This window comes from Vibrio sp. HI00D65, assembly GCF_001635455.1.
In the GTDB taxonomy this organism is placed as follows: Bacteria; Pseudomonadota; Gammaproteobacteria; order Enterobacterales; family Vibrionaceae; genus Vibrio.
In genome coordinates, this window is sequence record NZ_LWEH01000025.1 from 129,096 (window position 1) to 149,063 (window position 19,968).

General features: G+C 45.4%; 13 protein-coding genes and 1 riboswitch. Of the genes, 5 read left to right on the forward strand and 8 right to left on the reverse strand.

Translation table 11 applies throughout. From position 1 onward, the window contains the following. Nucleotides 1-116: 116 nt before the first annotated feature. The 5 genes from dapD to A3712_RS06025 all read right to left on the reverse strand — a co-directional run bounded on the left by dapD (nucleotide 117) and on the right by A3712_RS06025 (nucleotide 4,675). On the reverse strand, nucleotides 117-1,148 hold the full coding sequence (gene dapD, locus A3712_RS06005) for a 2,3,4,5-tetrahydropyridine-2,6-dicarboxylate N-succinyltransferase (RefSeq protein ID WP_063522703.1): 1,032 nt from the start codon (nucleotides 1,146-1,148) through the stop codon (nucleotides 117-119). A 255-nt stretch (nucleotides 1,149-1,403) separates the two neighbouring features. Next, nucleotides 1,404-2,045 (reverse strand): MarC family protein, encoded by a 642-nt coding sequence (locus tag A3712_RS06010; RefSeq protein ID WP_008223835.1) that lies wholly within the window; start codon nucleotides 2,043-2,045, stop codon nucleotides 1,404-1,406. 198 nt (nucleotides 2,046-2,243) lie between these two features. After that, nucleotides 2,244-3,233 carry a GGGtGRT protein gene (locus A3712_RS06015; RefSeq protein WP_063522704.1) on the reverse strand — a complete coding sequence of 330 codons (990 nt, stop codon included), beginning with the start codon at nucleotides 3,231-3,233 and terminating at the stop codon, nucleotides 2,244-2,246. A gap of 24 nt (nucleotides 3,234-3,257) precedes the next feature. Continuing rightward, nucleotides 3,258-3,950, reverse strand: a complete 693-nt coding sequence (locus A3712_RS06020; protein ID WP_017071044.1) for an iron-sulfur cluster assembly scaffold protein — start codon at nucleotides 3,948-3,950, stop codon at nucleotides 3,258-3,260. Nucleotides 3,951-4,143: 193 nt separating this feature from the next. Further along, nucleotides 4,144-4,227, reverse strand: a riboswitch (Fluoride riboswitch). A 154-nt stretch (nucleotides 4,228-4,381) separates the two neighbouring features. Next, complete coding sequence (locus A3712_RS06025; protein WP_063522751.1) at nucleotides 4,382-4,675, reverse strand: YebG family protein; 294 nt, start codon at nucleotides 4,673-4,675, stop codon at nucleotides 4,382-4,384. Nucleotides 4,676-4,999: 324 nt separating this feature from the next. On the opposite strand from A3712_RS06025, the gene A3712_RS06030 reads away from it, so the two are divergent. Then, nucleotides 5,000-5,974 carry a TDT family transporter gene (locus tag A3712_RS06030; protein ID WP_063522705.1) on the forward strand — a complete coding sequence of 325 codons (975 nt, stop codon included), beginning with the start codon at nucleotides 5,000-5,002 and terminating at the stop codon, nucleotides 5,972-5,974. A gap of 112 nt (nucleotides 5,975-6,086) precedes the next feature. Here the strand turns inward: A3712_RS06030 and A3712_RS06035 are convergent, their stop codons facing one another. Then, entirely contained in the window at nucleotides 6,087-6,977 is an 891-nt protein-coding gene (locus A3712_RS06035) for a LysR family transcriptional regulator (protein ID WP_063522706.1), read from the reverse strand. 155 nt (nucleotides 6,978-7,132) lie between these two features. Between A3712_RS06035 and A3712_RS06040 the strand changes: the two genes are divergently transcribed. The 4 genes from A3712_RS06040 (at nucleotide 7,133) to recD (ending at nucleotide 17,964) form a co-directional block, all read left to right on the forward strand. Further along, on the forward strand, nucleotides 7,133-8,083 hold the full coding sequence (locus A3712_RS06040; RefSeq protein ID WP_082856185.1) for a TDT family transporter: 951 nt from the start codon (nucleotides 7,133-7,135) through the stop codon (nucleotides 8,081-8,083). Nucleotides 8,084-8,210: 127 nt separating this feature from the next. Next, complete coding sequence (gene recC, locus A3712_RS06045; protein ID WP_063522708.1) at nucleotides 8,211-11,687, forward strand: exodeoxyribonuclease V subunit gamma; 3,477 nt, start codon at nucleotides 8,211-8,213, stop codon at nucleotides 11,685-11,687. Nucleotides 11,688-12,079: 392 nt separating this feature from the next. Next, entirely contained in the window at nucleotides 12,080-15,754 is a 3,675-nt protein-coding gene (gene recB, locus A3712_RS06050) for an exodeoxyribonuclease V subunit beta (protein WP_063522709.1), read from the forward strand. Next, nucleotides 15,754-17,964: an exodeoxyribonuclease V subunit alpha gene (gene recD / locus A3712_RS06055; protein ID WP_063522710.1), complete on the forward strand. Its 2,211-nt coding sequence runs from the start codon at nucleotides 15,754-15,756 to the stop codon at nucleotides 17,962-17,964. The genes recB and recD overlap by 1 nt, the downstream gene beginning before the upstream one ends. A gap of 52 nt (nucleotides 17,965-18,016) precedes the next feature. Here the strand turns inward: recD and A3712_RS06060 are convergent, their stop codons facing one another. Further along, the gene (locus A3712_RS06060; RefSeq protein WP_008223046.1) at nucleotides 18,017-18,208 is read right to left on the reverse strand and encodes a hypothetical protein; all 192 of its coding nucleotides are present in this window, start codon (nucleotides 18,206-18,208) and stop codon (nucleotides 18,017-18,019) included. Nucleotides 18,209-18,502: 294 nt separating this feature from the next. Then, nucleotides 18,503-19,840 (reverse strand): amino-acid N-acetyltransferase, encoded by a 1,338-nt coding sequence (gene argA, locus A3712_RS06065; RefSeq protein WP_063522711.1) that lies wholly within the window; start codon nucleotides 19,838-19,840, stop codon nucleotides 18,503-18,505. Nucleotides 19,841-19,968 lie beyond the last annotated feature (128 nt).

A 19,968-nucleotide genomic window follows, 5' to 3' on the forward strand; every position in this document is an offset into this window, starting at 1 on the left:
AAGTGTGTATGTTAGGGGATTAAGGGGCGACATACTTTTGGATACTAGCAAAAGAATGAAGAAAGCCGCTGGATTTCACCCCAGCGGCTTCGTATTTTCTATCATCTAATGCTTGATTAGTTGTTGCTGTGTAGCTCGTTGTTCAGTTCAACAGCAGACTTGTTCGCTAGACACTCAATTTGACCAGTGATCGAGTTGCGACGGAACAGCAGATCAGAAACGCCAGCTAGGTCGCGAGCTTTAATAATTTCTACTTCGTTGCCGTCTTTATCTAGCATGCGAACTTTTGTACCAGCCGTTACATATAGACCAGACTCAACGGTACAACGGTCGCCCATTGGGAAGCCAAGACCAGCGTTTGCGCCCAGTAGGCAGTTTTCGCCGATAGAGATAACCATAGTACCGCCACCAGACAGAGTACCCATGATAGAAGCGCCGCCGCCGATGTCTGAACCGTTACCTACAACAACACCTGCAGAAATACGACCTTCAACCATGCTTACGCCAGTTGTGCCCGCGTTGAAGTTGATGAAACCTTCGTGCATAACCGTTGTACCTTCACCCACATGTGCGCCAAGACGAACACGAGAAGTGTCAGCAATACGAATACCTGTTGGTACCACGTAATCAACCATTTTAGGGAACTTATCTACGCAATCTACAGACAGAGTACGACCTGCAAGACGAGCTTCGATTTGACGATCCGCTAGTTCAGGAAGATCGATTGGGCCTTCGTTTGTCCATGCGATGTTGTGCAGTAGACCGAAGATGCCGTCTAGTACAGTACCGTGCGGCTGAACTAGGCGGTTAGAGATAAGTTGTAGCTTAAGGAAGCCTTCAGCAACAGATGCTGGCTTCTCGTCAGTCGCAAGAACAACAAGAATAAGTGGCTGTTCAGACGCAGCTGCTTTTTCTGCGAAAGATGCGTTTGCTGCGTCGTCGTTTGCTAAGAATGCTTTCGCTAGTTTTGCGCTTTGTGCAGCAGAGATTTCGATAGCTTGGTTGCCTTCAGTGTAACCTGCTACTTCACCAACAGCCGCTACTAGAGCGTCGCTTGGGTTTAGAAGGGGGCTAGGGAAGAACGCTTCAATGATTTTATTGTCGCGGTTTGTGGTTGCCGTACCGAAGGCTAGTGAAAAGAAAGCCATGTTGAATCTCCATGTGTTGAGTCTTGATTTTGCTATTTCATAACAGCGGCTCGAATAACCAGCGCTGTCGTTAGCAAAGTTAATTTAATTGCGTTCATCATAAAGAGAGCGCCCTCGTTATGAAAGGGCGCATCGGGATAAAGTCTGTAAAATGATATTGCTTGTCTTTTGAGAGATATTTTTCTGCGATGAGAAAACGCTGCAGATCAATACAAATGGTGGATATATGAGTCAATATTCCCTTCGAATGACTATTTAAACAAACAGTGCTTTATGAGCTTGCTCGATACCTTCAATCAACATCTGCATACCGATAACTGCCAGTATCAAACCCATCATTCGAGTAATCACGTTCAGTGCGCTTGGCCCTACGGCTTTCACGAAGCGTTCGCCAAACACAAACAATACGTAAGTTAAGGTACACAACAGACCAAACGCAATGATGGTGATGATGGTTTCATAGATGCCCTCAGTGCTAGCAAAGTTCATCGCGGTGGCAATTGTCCCCGGACCTGCCAATATCGGCATGGCCAGTGGCGAGACCGCGATACTCAGCGCTGCATCTTGTTGGGCATCTGAGTTGACTTTCTCTTTCGCCTTTGAATGTGTCGATTCACCTTGTAGCATGTGAAAGCCAATCAAGAAGACCAAAATACCACCTGTGATGCGCAGGGCATAAAGCGTGATACCAAAAAGGTCGAAGATCAACTTGCCAGAAATGGCAAACGTACTGACGATGATAAATGCGATAAACACTGAGCGGAACGCGATCGACTTAACTGTCTCCCTGTCGTTGTCGCCTGTTAAACCAAGAAAGATCGGCGTATTGGCGATAGGGTTCATGATGGCGAAAAATCCCATGAACACGGTGATGGTATGAATGATGAGCTCTTTCATATTATTCCTTTAAAAAGATGCAGTTAAATACACGTGTTGAATAAGAATAGATACTAGAGCAAGTGTGAATAAAAAACAGCCAACATAGGGCTGGCTGTATAGTTTTAGTGATGGGAGTAGAGTTTTGACTGTGTTGGTGTCGATTTTTCAACTAGCGCCTCGGCTTGATCCGCTAAATGCTGACAGTCACTTCTATCATTATGCGTTTTGAGATTCGCTTACCGCGACAGCCAGTGCAACCGTAGCACCTACCATTGGGTTGTTACCCATGCCGATGAAACCCATCATAGCAACGTGAGCAGGAACTGAAGAGCTACCTGCAAACTGAGCGTCTGCGTGCATTCTGCCCATGGTGTCTGTCATGCCGTAAGATGCAGGGCCTGCAGCAACGTTGTCTGGGTGTAAAGTTCGACCTGTACCGCCGCCTGAAGCGACTGAGAAGTAAAGTAGGCCTTGACGAGAACGCTCTGCTTTGTAGATACCCGCAACAGGGTGTTGGAAGCGTGTTGGGTTGGTTGAGTTACCCGTAATGCTCACATCCACCTCTTCTCTGTGCATGATTGCTACACCTTCACGAACATCATCGGCGCCGTAGCACAGGATCTCGCCACGAGGTCCCTGTGAAAAACGGCGACGTTCTGTTTCAATGAGTTCACCGGTTTGATAGTCGTATTGAGTGCGCACGTAAGTGAAGCCATTGATGCGTGAGATTAAGTACGCCGCATCTTTACCTAAACCATTTAGGATAACTTTTAATGGATTTTTACGTGATTTATTGACGTTTAATGCGATTTTAATTGCGCCTTCAGCGGCAGCAAAAGACTCGTGACCTGCAAGAAAAGCAAAGCAGTGACTCTCTTCATTCAGAAGACGAGCAGCAAGCGCACCATGACCAATACCTACTTGACGTTGCTCGGCAACACTACCGGGTTTTGTGAATGCTTGGAGGCCTTCACCGATGATGTTGGCTGCTTGTTCAGCGTTGCTTGCTTTATGGAATAGAGCCATGGCTGTACCTAAAGTATATGCATTGGCTGCGCTTTCAAAAGCAATTGGTTGAGTGTCCATCACCAATGTTTTTGGGTCTACATTGTGGGCTTTACAGTATTGCTCAGCTTGCGCCAAAGAGTCGAAGTTCATTTCTGCCAAAGCGCGAGTTACTGATTCATTAAATTGAGTGTTCATAATATCTTTCCTCTAAATTGGCAAAAATTACTGTTGGCGTGGGTTAATCGTGGTCACAGCTTCATCGAAGCGACCATAAGTCCCTGTAGCAAGGTCAGCCGCTTCATTGGCTGGCACACCTTGATTAATCGCCTTCATCATTTTTCCGAGGTTGAGATACTCGTAACCAATTACTTCGCTGTGGTCATCAAGTGCAAGCTTGGTCACATAGCCCTCTGCGAGTTCTAGGTAACGGACGCCTTTTGCTGCGGTTGAGTAGCTAGTACCAACTTGGCTGCGCTGGGTTTGACCTAAGTCCTCCAATGCAGCACCGATTTCTAGGCCGCCTTCAGAGAAAGCAGATTGAGTTCGGCCGTAAACAAACTGTAGGAAGATTTCGCGCATCGCGACGTTAATCGCGTCACACACTAAGTCAGTATTAAGTGCTTCTAGAATGGTTTTTCCGGTGAGGATTTCAGCGGCCATCGCGGCAGATTGCGTCATGCCTGAGCAGCCGATAGTTTCAATGAGTGCTTCTTCGATGATGCCGTTTTTCACGTTAAGAGTCAGTTTTGCCGCGCCCTGTTGTGGTGCACAAGTGCCAACACCGTGGCTTAAACCTGAGATAGCGATAACATCTTTTGGACTAACCATAGCGCCTTCAACTGGGATTGGAGCCGAGTTGTGAAGGTCACCCCTTTGAATAGGGCACATGGATTGAATTTCTGAAGAGTAATGCATAATGTTTTCTCACTAATAAAGTCGTATTGACCTAAGGCGTTGAGAAAACAGGACGTGTTGGAAGAGGTGCGGCTAAGTCACTACAGATCTTGAGTATCGATAATCCAAAGGAGTAATGGAACTTGGTCTTAATAGACGCAGCCCATTTCAAAATGGAGGAGTAGCGATACATCCAACAGTATTACCTGTTTTCGATTCTGTAGGAGTCATTAGCACGGTTCAAAAGAACGGGCGGTTGAAGCAAAAGCTTAGGTGGAACCCCATCACCTGATGGTCATAGGATAGATCTTTATCACACTTTTGTGCAAGCGAATGTTTAGAGTGATTTCGACTATAAACAAGCATCAGTATATTTCGATAAGTATAAAAAAACGCCAATGACTGCCTCTGATTAGAGGTGTTATTGGCGTTTTTTAGAAAGTTTCAGCTAATTAAGCTGCATCTTCTTCTGCGTCTTCAACCGCTTCAAGCTTCTTCGCTTTTTTCGGAGCTGGTTTACGCTTCGCACCTAATGCGTAAAGAACTTCTTCTTTGTTCTTGGCTAGGTACATTGCAAGTTCTTCTTGCTTGCCTTCATTTTCAACTAAATCGCTTTTGCCTAACAGTTCAAAAAGCTCATCAGCCATATCCAGCATTTTGTCGTATGCGTCAGCTTCGGCTTTAGAGGTAAAAGTCATTTTCTCTTCTCCGTTGCGTTCCACCACGTACTTGACGATAACAGCCATGGTTAATCCTCTAAGTTTGATAAATTTTACTGGCTTTTTATACAGTTTCTGAGTGTCTAAGTCTAGCAACATACCTTTGAATGAGAGATACATTCAATTAAGCGAATACTTATTATACGCGGAGGTGCGTAATATTTTTATGACTGATGGAAATGCAAAATCATCCCTTTATCATTTTTAGCTATTACTAGCATTTACTTTACACTTGTTGTTATAACGTCGTTAGTTAAATGTGAACGCATGTTCTGGATTACTAAACATACTAACACTAATCATAATAGTAGACTGAAAACCCCTAAAAGCAGTTAAGTGTGTAAGAACATAATGATAAGAAAAGTAACAAGAAAAGCCGTAACAGCACCAACGCCGATGGCTGGCTTAGCTCTTGGTATTGCAAGTCTAGGCTGGTGTTGGGAGAACATCGCTGAACTCAATGGGTATGGGCAGTGGTTAAGTGCAGCTGTTGCGAGTGTTTTATTGGTGATTTTGGCAATTAAGTTTCTTTTTCATAATCATGTATTGAGAAAAGAGCTTGCGCACCCGGTTGCAGGTAGTGTTGTTCCGACTTTTGCCATGGGAACTATGGTTGTTTCAAATTCTGTCGGTCAATTTTATAGTACATTCGGAGATGTGCTTTGGTTAATTGCGGTAGCGTTACATGTTTTGTTTTTGATAAGTTTTGTTTGTCATAGAGTAAGAGATTTTGAACTCCATCAATTGGTTCCTGGGTGGTTTGTTCCACCGGTTGGAATCATCGCAGCAGGACTCTCTTTTTCTGGTAACTCCACAATAGAACCAGTTGCATATGGAGCTCTTGTTTTTGGTATGGTATCTCAAGCTGTGATGTTACCAATAATGATTTACCGTTTTATGTTTACACATGAAATCCCAGATACAGCAAAGCCTACAATTGCGATTATGGCTGCTCCAGCAAGTGTATCGTTAGCTGGCTACCTGACGGTGGTATCCTCACCCTCACCAGTCATTATTGCTTTACTATTTGGAATTGCAGTATTGATGACTGTCATTATTTATCTCGCGTTGTTTAAATTATTGAGGTTACCCTTTAGTCCCGGTTATGCTGCATTTACCTTTCCTACGGTAATCAGTGCTACAGCGCTCTTTAAAACAGCCGATTGGATGGCAAAAAATGGGTTAGAGGCTAATTATGTTCAACAAGTTAACGGTATGGCAAGTATAGAGCTGCTTGTCGCGACCCTAGTTGTTGGTTATGTGACTTTTAAGTACGTCAACCATCTTATAATTCAACCGTTTAGGGTTAAGTTGGGCTGTCTTTAGACGACTTTCGCAGCGAGATTATTTTCTAACCCTTCTCGTAAAATCAAATACGGTTAATTTGTCATTTTTAGAAATCGTTACAGATGCTCCTGATTTTAGTATCTAAGATTCATTAGTCTTTCCAACTTTGGCAGAATTCAATAAAGGTTCGAAGGAGTGGACTTTGATATTTTTCCTTGTGGATTAAAACCCAAAAACGACGTTTCATATCTAGTGGTATGTTTAGCATTTTTACGCGACCATCTTGAATTGCAGGCTGTGTGGACAGGCGTGATAAGCAAGCTAATCCAAGCCCCGCTGATACCGAGTTGATAAGAGCTTCAGTGGTATTAAGTTGAAAAGCCTCTTGCCAGTTCTCTAAGCGTGGGGCGATGGTCCGCATAAAGAATTCTCGGGAGCCAGAGCCTCCTTCTCTCAGAATCCATTCTGTGTTTTCGAGCTCACTTAAATTAGTCAGCCCGCCGTGAAAGTGAGGATAATCCGGTGGGCAGATCACACACATTTCATCTTCAATGAATTGTGTGGAGTCTAGTTCTGGGTGCATGGTTTTACCCTCAATGAGAGCAATATCGAGTTCGTATGCGATCAACATGTCACAAATCTGCGCGGAATTTGAGATGAACAAGCTTTGTGAGCGATGATTCGTTTTAGAACGGAAGTCGCTTAGTAGGTAAGGAGCGACTTGGTTACCAATTGTATCGCTAGCACCAATACGTAATTGCCCCGATAGAGTTTGCTCGTCGTCGAATACATTTTGAATATTTTGAGCTCGGCTGAGTAGTTCATCCGCCAAGGGCAGAAGCCTCTGCCCTTCTTGATTGAGAATTAAGCGGTTGTTTACTCGATCAAATAAATGATGGCCAATTTGTTTCTCTAGCTCGGATAGCGCCACACTTACTGCAGCTTTAGATAGGAACAGACTAGCTGATGCTTCAGTTAGTGTTTTGTGCTGAGTGATCGTAGTAAATACTTTCAGTTGTTTAAGAGAGATATGACTAGGCATGATATTCCGTTAATTAAATTTGAACGTTGGTTTTAAATAATTAGATATATTAGAACGAAGTGCAAGAGTAACATCCCCTTAAAGACAGTTAGCCGAGATTTGAGGTCGTGATGATAAAAAGCGTAAAAGAAAAAATAACAGGAGCTCCAACACCCATGGCAGGGTTAGCACTAGCAATCGCAAGCTTAGGTTGGTGCTGGGATGGTGTTTTAGTCGCACAAGGTATTTTGCACACTCCTGGTTTAGTGCAGTGGATCAGTGCGGGTATTGCGGCAGTATTACTTCTTGTTTTAGCTGTGAAGTTTCTGATTCATGACCATCTATTGCGTGAAGACCTTGCTCACCCAGTGGTGGGTAGTGTGGTTCCAACATTGGCGATGGGCTGCATGGTGGTATCAGCATCTTTAGCGCCGATTTCTCAATTCCTTCAAGAAGCGATGTGGCTAGCGGCGGTTGCTTTACATGTTGTGTTCTTAGTGAGCTTTTTGTACCACAGAGTAAATCAGTTTGAGATTCACCATATGGTGCCAAGCTGGTTCGTACCGCCAATCGGTATCATTGTGGCAGACGTTTCTTTCTCGGGTAATCCAGTTTTAGAGCCTGTAGCGAACGCGACTTTGGTATTCGGATTATTGGTTTACGCTGTGATGCTACCACTGATGGTTTACCGTCTGATCTTCTCTCACGAAGTGCCAGATGCAGCAAAACCAACGATTGCGATTATGGCAGCACCAGCCAGCCTATCTTTGGCGGGTTACTTAACCGTTACTGCTAGCCCTTCACCAGTGATTATTGGTTTGTTATTTGGTATTGCGGTGTTGATGACGTTTATTATCTACATGGCGTTTTTCAAACTACTTCGTTTACCATTTAGCCCTGGCTATGCAGCGTTTACCTTCCCAATAGTGATTGGTGCAACCGCCTTGTTTAAATTAGCTGCGTGGATGCAAGCACAAGACATTGAAGCGCATTACGTTAATCAAGTATTTGGCCTTGCATACCTTGAACTGATTGTGGCTACTTTGGTGGTAGGTTATGTCGCTGTTCGTTACTACATGAACTACAAACCTCATCGCGTTTTGGGTGCGGTAGCCGATAGATTGTAAAGGGCAATAGTTCAAAAGATAAACGGACCTTTAGCTTTCGGTATTTCATAAGCTTATATTCCTAAATCAAACTCAGTACTTATGCTAATCTGGCAGTATATTGTGGCAAGATTAGCGTGAGTGCACTTTGTTTACTGTTTACCATTCCAATAAAGTTGATACTTTAAAAATTCTTCTCGTTCACTTGATCAAAAGTGACCCTTTAGCCAATCCTTTCGAAAAAGAGCAGATCTTGGTTCAGAGCCCGGGTATGTCTCAATGGCTTAAGATGGAACTCGCCAAAGAGTTTGGTGTAGCAGCAAATATCGATTTTCCTCTTCCAGCAACCTTCATTTGGGATATGTTTACCCAAGTGCTTCCTGACGTACCGAAACGCAGTGCTTTTAACAAAGAAGCAATGACGTGGAAGCTGATGAGTTTGCTACCCGCGAAACTTGACCACCCTGATTTCTTACCCCTACAGCGCTATCTTGAAAACGACGAAGATGGCTCTAAGTTGTATCAATTAGCCGAGAAAATTGCCGATATCTTCGATGGCTACTTGGTATATCGCCCTGAATGGATGGCGATGTGGGAAGCGGGAGAGCCCGTTGCAGAATTGATTGATAGTGAAGGGCAACAAGAGCACCCTTGGCAGCCAATTTTGTGGAAGGCACTCTACGAGCAAACACTGTCTCAAGGCCAATCAAAATATCACCGTGGTAACTTGTATCATGACTTCATTGAAGCGTTAGCTAACCAACAAGGGCAATTACAACACTTGCCTAAACGTCTATTTGTGTTTGGTATTTCGTCACTGCCTCCTCGCTACATGGATGCCTTGAAAGCGCTTGGCGAAAAGATTGATGTTCACCTGATGTTTACCAACCCTTGCCAACATTACTGGGGTGATATTCGTGACCGTAAATACTTGGCAAGAGTAGAAGCGCAGCGTCGTAAGCAGTTTGCTCTGGTTGATGGCTTGCCTCAGCTAGAAGGTGAAGTCTCGCCATTGAAAGATGGTATTGAAGCCAATGTCGAAGATGAGCTGCATACTAGCCAAGCAGTAGGCAATAGCTTACTCGCATCCATGGGTAAGCTAGGCAGAGACAATTTGTTCTTGCTGTCTCAATCAGAAAGCGAAGAGCATGAATTCTTTATTGATGTCGAGAGAGACAGTCTGCTGCATCAACTGCAAGCCGATATTCTTGAGTTAGAAGAACACCAAGACGATCACATCTTAGATTCAAGTAGCCATAAACAGGTGGTTGAGTTGGGCGATCGTTCGTTGACGGTACATGCTTGTCACAGCCCAATGCGTGAAGTTGAAGTTCTTCATGATCAGCTGCTAGCAATGTTTGACGCTGACTCGACATTAAAGCCACGCGACATCATCGTTATGGTGGCAGACATCAATGCTTACAGCCCTGCGATTCAGGCGGTATTTGGTAATGCTCCGGGTGAGCGTTATATCCCTTACTCGATCTCGGATCGAACGGCAGACCAAGAGAGCCCGATTCTGACCGCGTTCATGCAGTTGGTCGCGCTACCAAACACGCGTTGCTTAGCTTCTGAACTTCTAGAGCTACTAGAAATCCCAGCGATGATGGCACGCTTTGGTATTGATGAATTTCAATTTGAGCAAGCCAAGCAGTGGGTTGAAGAAGCAGGTATCCGTTGGGGTGTCGATTCTTTTACCGCAACCGAGTTTGATTTGCCTGCGACGGAGCAAAATACCTGGCTATTTGGTATCCAGCGCATGCTACTGGGCTATGCGATGTCGGATTCTGCAGGTTTGTTTGAAACCGAACATTCTCCAATTGCTGCTTATAACGAAGTTCAGGGCATTAACGCCGAACTTGCGGGTAAATTAGCGCATTTTATTGATCGTATTGCCCATTACCGTCAACGCCTTGCTGAGACGCAATCCATTGATATGTGGCGTGAAACCTTGCTGCAAATGATTGATGCTTTCTTCGCGGTTGAGCTCGAAGGCGAGGTGGTGCTTAAATCGATTCGTGATGCACTTTCTCAATTGAATGAACAGCTTGATGATGCCTTGTACGAACAAGAGCTATCGCCAAGCATCATCTATCAGTACTTAAACAATAAACTGTCGGGCGCGCGTATCAGTCAGCGTTTCTTAGCGGGGCAAGTGAACTTCTGTACCCTGATGCCGATGCGTTCTATCCCGTTCAAAACTGTTTGTCTATTAGGTATGAATGATGGAGTTTACCCTCGTTCAATGCCGCCAGAAGGTTTTGATTTGATGAACGGACGTACTCGACCTGGTGACCGTTCTCGTCGAGATGATGACCGCTACCTATTCTTAGAGGCGATGTTGTCGGCGCAAGAGTGTTTGTACATCAGTTATGTCGGCCGTTCGATTCAAGATAATACTGAACGAGTGCCGTCGGTATTGGTTTCAGAGTTGATTGAGTACTGTCAGCAGAACTACTGCCTAAGTGAAGATAAAGCGCTACCAAGTGATGATTCTGGTATCAAGCTGACTCAAGCAATCAGCTTTGAGCACACCATGACGCCGTTCAGCCCGGCAGCCTTTATACAAGGTGATGAAAGTCATGTATTGAGCTACGCCAAAGAGTGGCTTCCTGCGGCTAACCGTTCTGGTGAGCGCAGTGGTGAATTCAATCGCGCGTTGGATGACTTCTTGCTTGGTGCGACTTATCCGTTAGAACTCGACTTGGTTGAGCTGCAGCGTTTCTGGCGCTTGCCGGTGCAATATTTCTTTAATCGCCGTCTCAAAGTCGTGTTTGAGCCACCGCTTCCGGTCATGGAAGACGATGAGCCATTCGTGCTTAATGGCTTAGAGAGCTTCCAGCTTAAAGATGCGTTGCTCCAAGTACTACTCGATCACCCTGAAGGGGCAGATGAAGCGGTTCGCTTGTTTGTTTCTGAACAAAAGGCACAAGGTCGCTTACCGGTTGGCGCTTTTGGTGATATCGAGTTTGAAACCAACCGTGTTCAAGCGGAAGATTTAGCCAAAGAGATTCGATTTGTAAGTGGGCAGCCACAGCAAGATCTCGAGGTAAATATTGAATTTGACGTGTTAGGTGAGGGTAAACCGGTTCGTTTGATGGGTTGGCTGACTCAAAATTATCAATCAGGCTTAGTACGCTTCCGTAGCGGTAAAATTCGTTCGCAAGACTACTTGGCTGCATGGATTGATCACTTGTGTTGCGCAGTGATGGGACACGGTAAAACGACTCACATTATTGGCTACGACAGAAAAGAAGGCGTGGTGCACCAAACGCTACAACCTATCGGCGATACGCAGCAGGCGAAGAGTTTATTGGCTGAGTTAGTGCGACTGTTTTATCAAGGTATGACTGCACCACTCCCGTATTTCCCGAAAACCGCCTTGGCCGGCGTTGAAGCGGGTTTTAGCCGCGGTAAGTGGGTCGATGATGAAGAGAAGTCGCTCAAGAAAATGGCCGATACTTTTAATGACAGCTTCGCTTTTACTGGCGAAGGGCGAGATACCTACATCTCACGTATTTGGCCTAAGTGGGATGATGTGCTGGCTGCTGAGTCGCGTATGTATTCGACGCTTGTGTTACAGGCGGCAAGGTTGGCGGCTGCCGATCTGAAAGATCAGGAGTAAGTGACGGTGATCGACAAGATCAACCGCATTTGGGCAGAGTCAATGAAAGGCGAAAGAGAGTCGCTGGCAAGCGTTTGGAGTGTCTGCTTTTCTAGAGAAGGGAAGCAAGGTACAGGAAATAAAGTGGCCGCCAGTAAATCATTATAGTGTAGGGCGTTCGCTGTACGGCCACAGGTCAGAGGGACCATTATTCTGTGGTTCTAAGTAGGCAATGAGTATAAGACTCGAATCGCGCTCTTGAACTCGTGGGCGCATAGTAGCGAGGCGATCCGAATTGATCCGTGAGAGAGATCGCACTAACTATTAACAAATCAGCGTAGGACGTAAATTGAATGACGTTTTCCACGCTAGGTCACATTTGTAACAACATATTTATCAGAAGGCAGTAAGGCATGACGACCACAAGCAGTGTTCAGGTAATTGCTCCACAGACACTCAATACCATGACGTTTCCACTTCATGGCGCGCGTTTAATTGAAGCATCGGCGGGTACAGGTAAAACATTTACCATCGCTGGCTTGTACTTACGCCTACTGCTCGGACACGGCACGGCAGCACCACAAGGCGAGCTCGCGGAAGCTACCCGACATCACGAGCCGCTCACTGTAGATCAAATCCTAGTAGTGACTTTTACCGAAGCAGCAACCGCAGAGCTGCGAGATCGTATCCGTGCTCGAATCCATGATGCGCGCATTGCGTTTTCTCGCGGGCAAAGTGACGACCCAGTGATTGCTCCTTTGCTGCAAGAGATCGAAGACCATGCTGGCGCTGCGAAAACACTGCTCAATGCCGAAAGGCAAATGGACGAAGCGGCAGTCTACACCATTCACGGCTTCTGTCAGCGTATGTTGACTCAAAATGCTTTCGAGTCTGGCAGCCGATTTGATAATGAGTTTGTGACAGATGAAAGCCATCTTAAAGCGCAAGTGGTAGCCGACTATTGGCGTAAGCAGTTTTATCCGCTACCGATTCAACTGGCTGGTGAGGTTCGTAATATCTGGGGTTCACCGGCTGCACTATTAGCAGACGTCAATCGTTATCTGACGGGCTCTCCATTGAAGCTAACCGTCGATGTGATGTCTAGTGATTTGCAAACCCTGCACAACCAAAACTTAGATAAAGTGAAGCAACTTAAAGCGCTGTGGTGTGAATCCGAAGCGGACTTTTTGGCTTTGATCTCTGCTTCGGATGTGAACAAACGTAGCTACACCAAGAAGTCTCTGCCAACATGGTTAGAAGCGGTGACAGCATGGGCGCAGAGCGATACTCATGATTACCAATATCCAGACAAGTTAGAAAAGTTCTCTCAAGCCACGTTAATTGAAAAAACACCGAAAGGCACTGCACCTCAGCACGCTGTTTTCGAAGCGATTGAAGATTTTTTAAATAACCCAGCCGATTTGAAGGCTCCGCTATTGGCGCACGCGATTACCCATTGTCGAACTATGTTAGCCAAGGCAAAACAGCAGAAGCAGTGGTTGTCATTTGATGACCTACTGACTCAGTTATCTGCATCTATTGATGTCGATGAGCAATCATTGCTGGTGGAAAGAATTCGTACACTCTACCCGGTTGCGATGATCGATGAATTCCAAGATACAGATCCACTGCAATACAGTATTTTTAGCCGAATCTATCTCGATAATCCGCAGTGCGGTTTGTTTATGATCGGTGATCCTAAGCAGGCTATTTATGGCTTCCGTGGCGCAGATATCTTTACCTATATTAAGGCGAGAAACCAAGTTAGTGCTCACTACACCTTAGGCACTAACTGGCGTTCGAGTGCTGATATGGTGAGTGCAGTAAACCAAGTGTTTATGAACTCGGACAGTCCGTTTATCTATGATCAAGACATTCCATTTTTGCCCGTTGCTGCCAGTCCATCGGCTGATAAGCGCCAATGGGTGATGAACGGAGAAACTCAGCATGCACTCACCTTTTGGCTGCAAGAGGCTGAAGACAAGCCGTTGCCAAAGGGCGAATATCACAAGGCAATGGCTGAGGCGACGGCGAGTCAAATTCAAACCATTCTGACCGCTTCTCAAAACCAACAAGCCTATTTTGATAACGGCAAAAAACAACATGCCGTGAATGCGGGCGATATTGCTGTCTTGGTTAGAACCGGCAGTGAAGGTCGTCTGATCAAGAATGCACTCTCTGAACAAGGCATTGCAAGTGTGTATTTGTCTAACCGAGACAGTGTATTCACCAGCTTGATTGCGCAAGATATTCAACGCTTGCTACAAGCGGTGCTGACACCTGAAAACGACCGTGCATTGCGCGCGAGTCTAGCCTCCGAGTTGTTTGCTCTCGATGCCGCATCATTGGATGAACTCAATAACGATGAAGTGGTGTGGGAAAACGTGGTTAATGAGTTTCGAGAGTATCGTAAGTTGTGGCTCCAGCGTGGCGTGTTACCAATGCTGCGCAGCGTGATTAGCAAGCGACATCTCGCGGAACGCTTGCTGGAAGAAGAAAATGGTGAGCGCTCACTTACTGATTTGATGCACATAGGTGAATTGCTGCAGCAGGCAAGACAAGAGCTCGACAGCGACTACGGCTTGTTACGTTGGTTGGCAGAAGCGATTTCCGATGCTCAAAATGGTTTAGGCGGCAGCGAAGACGACATTCAGCGTCTTGAATCAGAGAGAAACTTGGTTCAAATCGTTACCATTCACAAGTCGAAAGGCTTGGAATATGACTTAGTATTCTTGCCATTTGTTGCGAGTTACCGAGAGGCGAGCGAAGGCAAATTCTACGACCATGATTCAGACACCACAGTACTTGATATTACCGGTAGTGATAGTGCCTTAGCCCAAGCGGATAAAGAGCGACTCGCGGAAGACCTGCGTTTGATTTATGTAGCGCTGACTCGTGCCGTTTATGGCTGTTTCATTGGTATGGCGCCACTGCGTAAAGGGCGTTCAACTAAAGAGCCGACCGGTGTTCATTTAAGTGCGATGGGTTATTTGGTTCAAAACGGTCAAGAGCAAGGTATTGCCGAATTGCATCAGGCTCTTGCAGCCATTGAGAGTAAGAACTCAAGTGTCCTGCTAGCCGAAACACCAACCGCGCATGAGCAAGTGTTTGTACAAACAGAGCAAGTGAGTGAAGACTTACATGCTAATGAACTCAAGGCTTCAATCGACAGGGCTTGGCGTATCACCAGTTATTCGGGGCTTGTAAAGCAAGGCAGTCACGGTGCGAGTCATGACGTGACCATTGAGGTGTCTGGTTTTGATATTGACTCGGCTGATGAGCAGGATGAGTCTGAGTTGATTGAACCTGAACGCTCTATTTTTACGTTCCCTCGTGGTGCTCGCCCGGGTACTTTCTTACACACCTTGTTTGAGGAGGTTGAATTTACCGAGCCAGCAGCCAGCGAACACAACACGCAAGTAATCACTCACTTATTAGAATCAGAGCAATACGAATTAGAGTGGCTACCTGTGCTTCAGCAACTGGTCGATACCGTTCTTAACACCACGTTAGATGGCAAGAACTTAAAACTAAGCGAGAAAGATTCAACACAACGCTTAGTTGAGATGGAGTTCTTACTACCAATCGAAGTATTGGCCGCATCTGAACTTAATCAAACCATTCAATATCACGATCCGTTATCGGCAAAAGCGGGCGACTTAGGTTTCCAAACCGTGCAAGGCATGTTGAAAGGCTTCATCGATTTGGTGTTCGAGCATCAAGGTAAATACTATGTACTCGACTGGAAATCGAATCACTTAGGAGATGATGTTGCTGTCTACCACGGTGATGCATTGAAATCGGCGATGGCCGACCACCGCTATGATTTGCAATATCAGATCTATGCATTGGCGTTGCACCGTTTCTTGCGTAGTCGTGTAGCCAATTACAGCTACGAGCAACATTTTGGTGGCGTGTACTATTTGTTCTTACGAGGAATGGACGGCCAATCTCAGCAAGGTATTTTCTCCGCTAAACCAACGCTGGCTTTACTTGATGAAATGGATCAATTGATTGACGGAAAAGTGATAGACAGACGTTCAGCACAATTGAATGACGATGAAACTGGACAGATGGGACTTTTATAATGACAACAACGACCACTAATACCAGCATAGATACTGCGAACACAGCAAAGCCAATTTCACTTATTCCTGAGCAACTTATGGATGTACTCCAGTTTCTTGCGGATAAGGGTTCTATTCGTCAGTTGGATTATCAATTTGCTCGTTTTATTACTCAGCAAGCCACGAGTGACTCTCAAGAGATCGGCTTTCTTGCTGGGGTAGTGAGCCATGAATTAGGCAAAGGACACATTTGTACTCAGCTGATACAGCAGCATACGACTGGCCAAGAACAAACGGTAGATCTAGCCCAGTTACTTGGGTTGTACGGTGAAACGGCTCTGCAATTGAATCAAAAGTTGTTAGGTATTGATTGGTTGGCGGTACTTCAATCGTCCAATTTGGTTGGATCAACCAATGACTGTGTTAAGCCGCTGATGTTTGACGGGCAGCGTGTCTACTTACAGCGTTACTGGAACTACGAGGTTGTGCTGGCAGACACGTTAAACCGTTTAAGTAAGCCGGTAGAGTTCAATATTGAACAGAAAAAGGCGCTGACGGAAACCCTCAATCAGCTCTTTGCGCGCAGCTATCACTTTCTGTTTAACGCCTTAGCCAAGGCTGAAGCAAACCAACAAACGTCTCAGGTACTGCGCCAACAGCTGGTGTGTGATCATCTTGATATCGTCGATGAGCAATCTCTGAATTGGTGGGCAATTGACCAAGCGATCGTCCAAGCTAAGCAGGTAACGGACTTAGGTGTTCTAGACGGTTTAGTACCGCTATCAGCATGTTTGAACTGGCAAAAAGCGGCGGCAGCGGTGGCACTGAGTCGTCGTTTTGCGGTGATTTCCGGAGGGCCGGGAACCGGTAAGACGACCACGGTAACCAAGTTATTGTCGGCGATGGTCGAGCAATCATTAAGCCAAGGCAAAACACCAACGATTAAGCTCGTTGCACCAACGGGTAAAGCGGCGGCGCGTTTAACTGAATCAATTGGTAAAGCGATTGAGCAACTGCCTTTAGCGCCTGAAGTAAAAGCAAACATACCAACGGAATCGAGCACTTTGCACCGCTTACTTGGCGCGATTCCCAACCGTGCTGAGTTTAGACACAACCGACGTAATCCACTTCATCTTGATATCTTGGTGGTGGATGAAGCATCGATGGTCGATCTGTCGATGATGTATAAGCTGGTGGATGCACTTCCTGCACACGCAAGGCTTATCTTATTGGGAGATAAAGACCAACTGGCTTCCGTTGAGGCAGGTGCTGTGCTCGGTGATATCTGTTCGTTCAACTCTGCTGGTTATAGCAATGCGCAAGGCAACTTGATTGCGGAGATGACAGGTTTTGATGCGATAGCCAATACACAGCAGGCAAAAGCGGTAGCTGTTAACCCTCCAGCGATTGCAGACAGTCTGTGTATGCTGCAGAAGAGTTACCGTTTCGATGCCCGCTCTGGTATCGGTCAGTTGTCCAAAGCAATCAATAACGGCTCTGCGAATCAAGTAGACCAAGTGTTTGCCAAAGGTTTTGGTGATATCGAAAATCACCCTCTATCGAGCGACAGCTATAACTTGATGCTACGTACTTTAGTCAATGAGTATGGTGCGTACCTCAATCGAATGAATGTGCCATTGGAAGAGCTAGAAACTCAAGAAGCGAGAGCCAAATCGGTACTCGATTTGTTCAGCCAATGCCGACTACTGTGCTCTATTCGTGAAGGTGATTTTGGTGTTAATGGCCTCAACCACAGAATTGAAAGAGCGCTTGCCGCAAGGCGTTTAGTGAATCCACATAATGATGAATTGTGGTATCACGGGCGACCGGTGATGGTAACGCGTAACGATCATGGATTGGGGTTATACAATGGTGATATCGGTATCTGTATGCTTGAATCGGATCCAAGCCAACCCGGCTCAACCCCTCGTTTGAAGGTGTATTTTGAATTACCTGATGGCAGTGTGAAAGCTGTACTACCAAGTCGAGTGCCTGATCATGAAACGGCTTATGCGATGACAATTCACAAATCCCAAGGTAGTGAATTTGATTTGACCTTAATGATTCTGCCACCAGATTTCAGCCCAATTTTGACACGAGAGCTTATTTACACTGGGATTACGCGTGCGAAGAAACGACTAATGATGTTCAGTGATACGAACGTATTGAAGCGTGGAATTAAGGTGAAAACAGAGCGAGTGAGTGGCTTAGGAAGTCGCTTAACTCATTAGAAATAAATGAGATATTTTTACAAAGCAACCATCCCTGGTTGCTTTGATCGCGCTAGGAATCAGTGCCTAAAAACGCTCGAGTAAACGATATGTGGTTTATCTTGTATTTTGCTTGGCAATTCAAAATAAATTCTTTTAGATTCTCGCTCACAGGGAACACGCAGTGTACGTCTAACCCTTCTAAGAATTGGTTATCAGCCATATCCCAAAAACTTTGCAGCGAGTTACAAACAATGGTTCTCATATCAATGTTGCTCTTTTTGCTGTTTATATCAACGACCAGAGCATCAAGCGCCTGTTGATCGTTAACGGGTATAGCAATCCGTGCAGTAACCACTTCGATTCGCTCAAATGATTTGTGTCATAGGGAAGTCGAGGTGGTCATTCCAATAAAAACATTTGTTATTTTGTTAAAGCGACCAAATTCTAAACAATTTTGTTTGTGAGTGAAAGTGCATACCTAATAAATCTCACATAGAAAACGATTACATTTGCAATTGTTTTTCCTTTGAACTGAGATTTTAGTCCAAAACTTTATTTACACATTTAACGCTAAGATTTTTGAGTTCCGTTGATAGTTGTAAAGGCCCTGTTTTTTCATCGGTAGCTCATCAACTCCAATCTCGTAAAACCCTTGTTCACGGAACCAATGCAGGCTATGTGTAGTTAAAACGAAAATTTGGTCGATATCACGAGACTTTGATTGATGACGCATATAGTCCAGTAATATTTGCCCGCGGTTGCCATCACGATAATCAGGATGAATAGCCACACAAGCCATCTCCGCCATATGATCTTCCGGGTATGCGTAAAGCGCTGCGCAACCGATAATCAGTCCATCTTTTTCGATAATGGTAAATCGGTGGATTTCTTGCTCTAGCTGTTCTCGAGAGCGGCGCACTAAGATACCTTGTTCTTCAAGAGGGCGAATAAGGTCAAAGATACCGCCAATGTCGTCAATCTGAGCTTGTCTTACTTGCTCGGCACTCGCCATCACCACTTGGGTTCCAATACCGTCGAAAGAGAACAGTTCTTGGATCAGGGCGCCATCCACTTTGTAGCTGATTAAGTGGCAACGAGGTACGCCTGCACGACAAGCAGAAATTGCTCCTTTTAGGAAGCGCATGGTCCCGCTGCTCATATCTTCAACTGGATTCTGACTTTCGGTTAAGCGTTCAAGAATCTGTTTAGCATCTTTAGGAAAGAGCTCGGCGAGCACATTGCCGTTTTGGTCTGTTACTCCTTGCTCTGAGCAAAAGCCAATAAGCTTTTCGGCTTTTAAGCGAATCGCTACCTGGGTTGCGACCTCTTCTGAGAGTAGGTTAAAGCTTTCGCCTGTAACGGAGCTGGCAATCGGGCCAAGCAACACGATAGAACCTTGGTCGAGCGTTCGATTAATCCCTTCAATATCGATTCGACGAATACGTCCGCTATGGCAATAGTCGGTACCATCATCCACACCCAATGGCTGTGCTGTAATGAAGTTGCCACTCATCACGTTAAGTTGAGTGCCCGCCATTGGCGTGTTGTTTAAGCTCATTGAAAGACGTGCGGTAATAGCTAGTTGAAGCTGTCCAGCAGCCTGCATAGCCACACCTAGGGCATATTCATCGGTTACTCTAATATTCTTATGATAGGGCGTGTGGCAATCTTGTTTCTCCAGTAGCTGGTTGATCTGTGGTCTTGCACCGTGAACGAGAACAATCTTTACTCCAAGGCTGTGGAGCAGAGCGATATCACTAATTATGTTACCAAAGTTCTTATCGGCAACGGCTTCGCCTCCCAACATTATGACCATGGTTTTGCCACGGTGTGCGTTTACATAGGGGGTTGATTGTCTAAAGCCTTTTACTAGCGCTGTACTTCTTAGTTTCACAGAATAAATCCAAATTGTTTATTTATTCGATAATTTAGCATTTAAATTCAAACTCAAAAAGAATATTTTTGGAATAAAGCGCAAACAATTCTCATCTAGGCTTCTTTATATAAAGTGTCTCAGTGTAG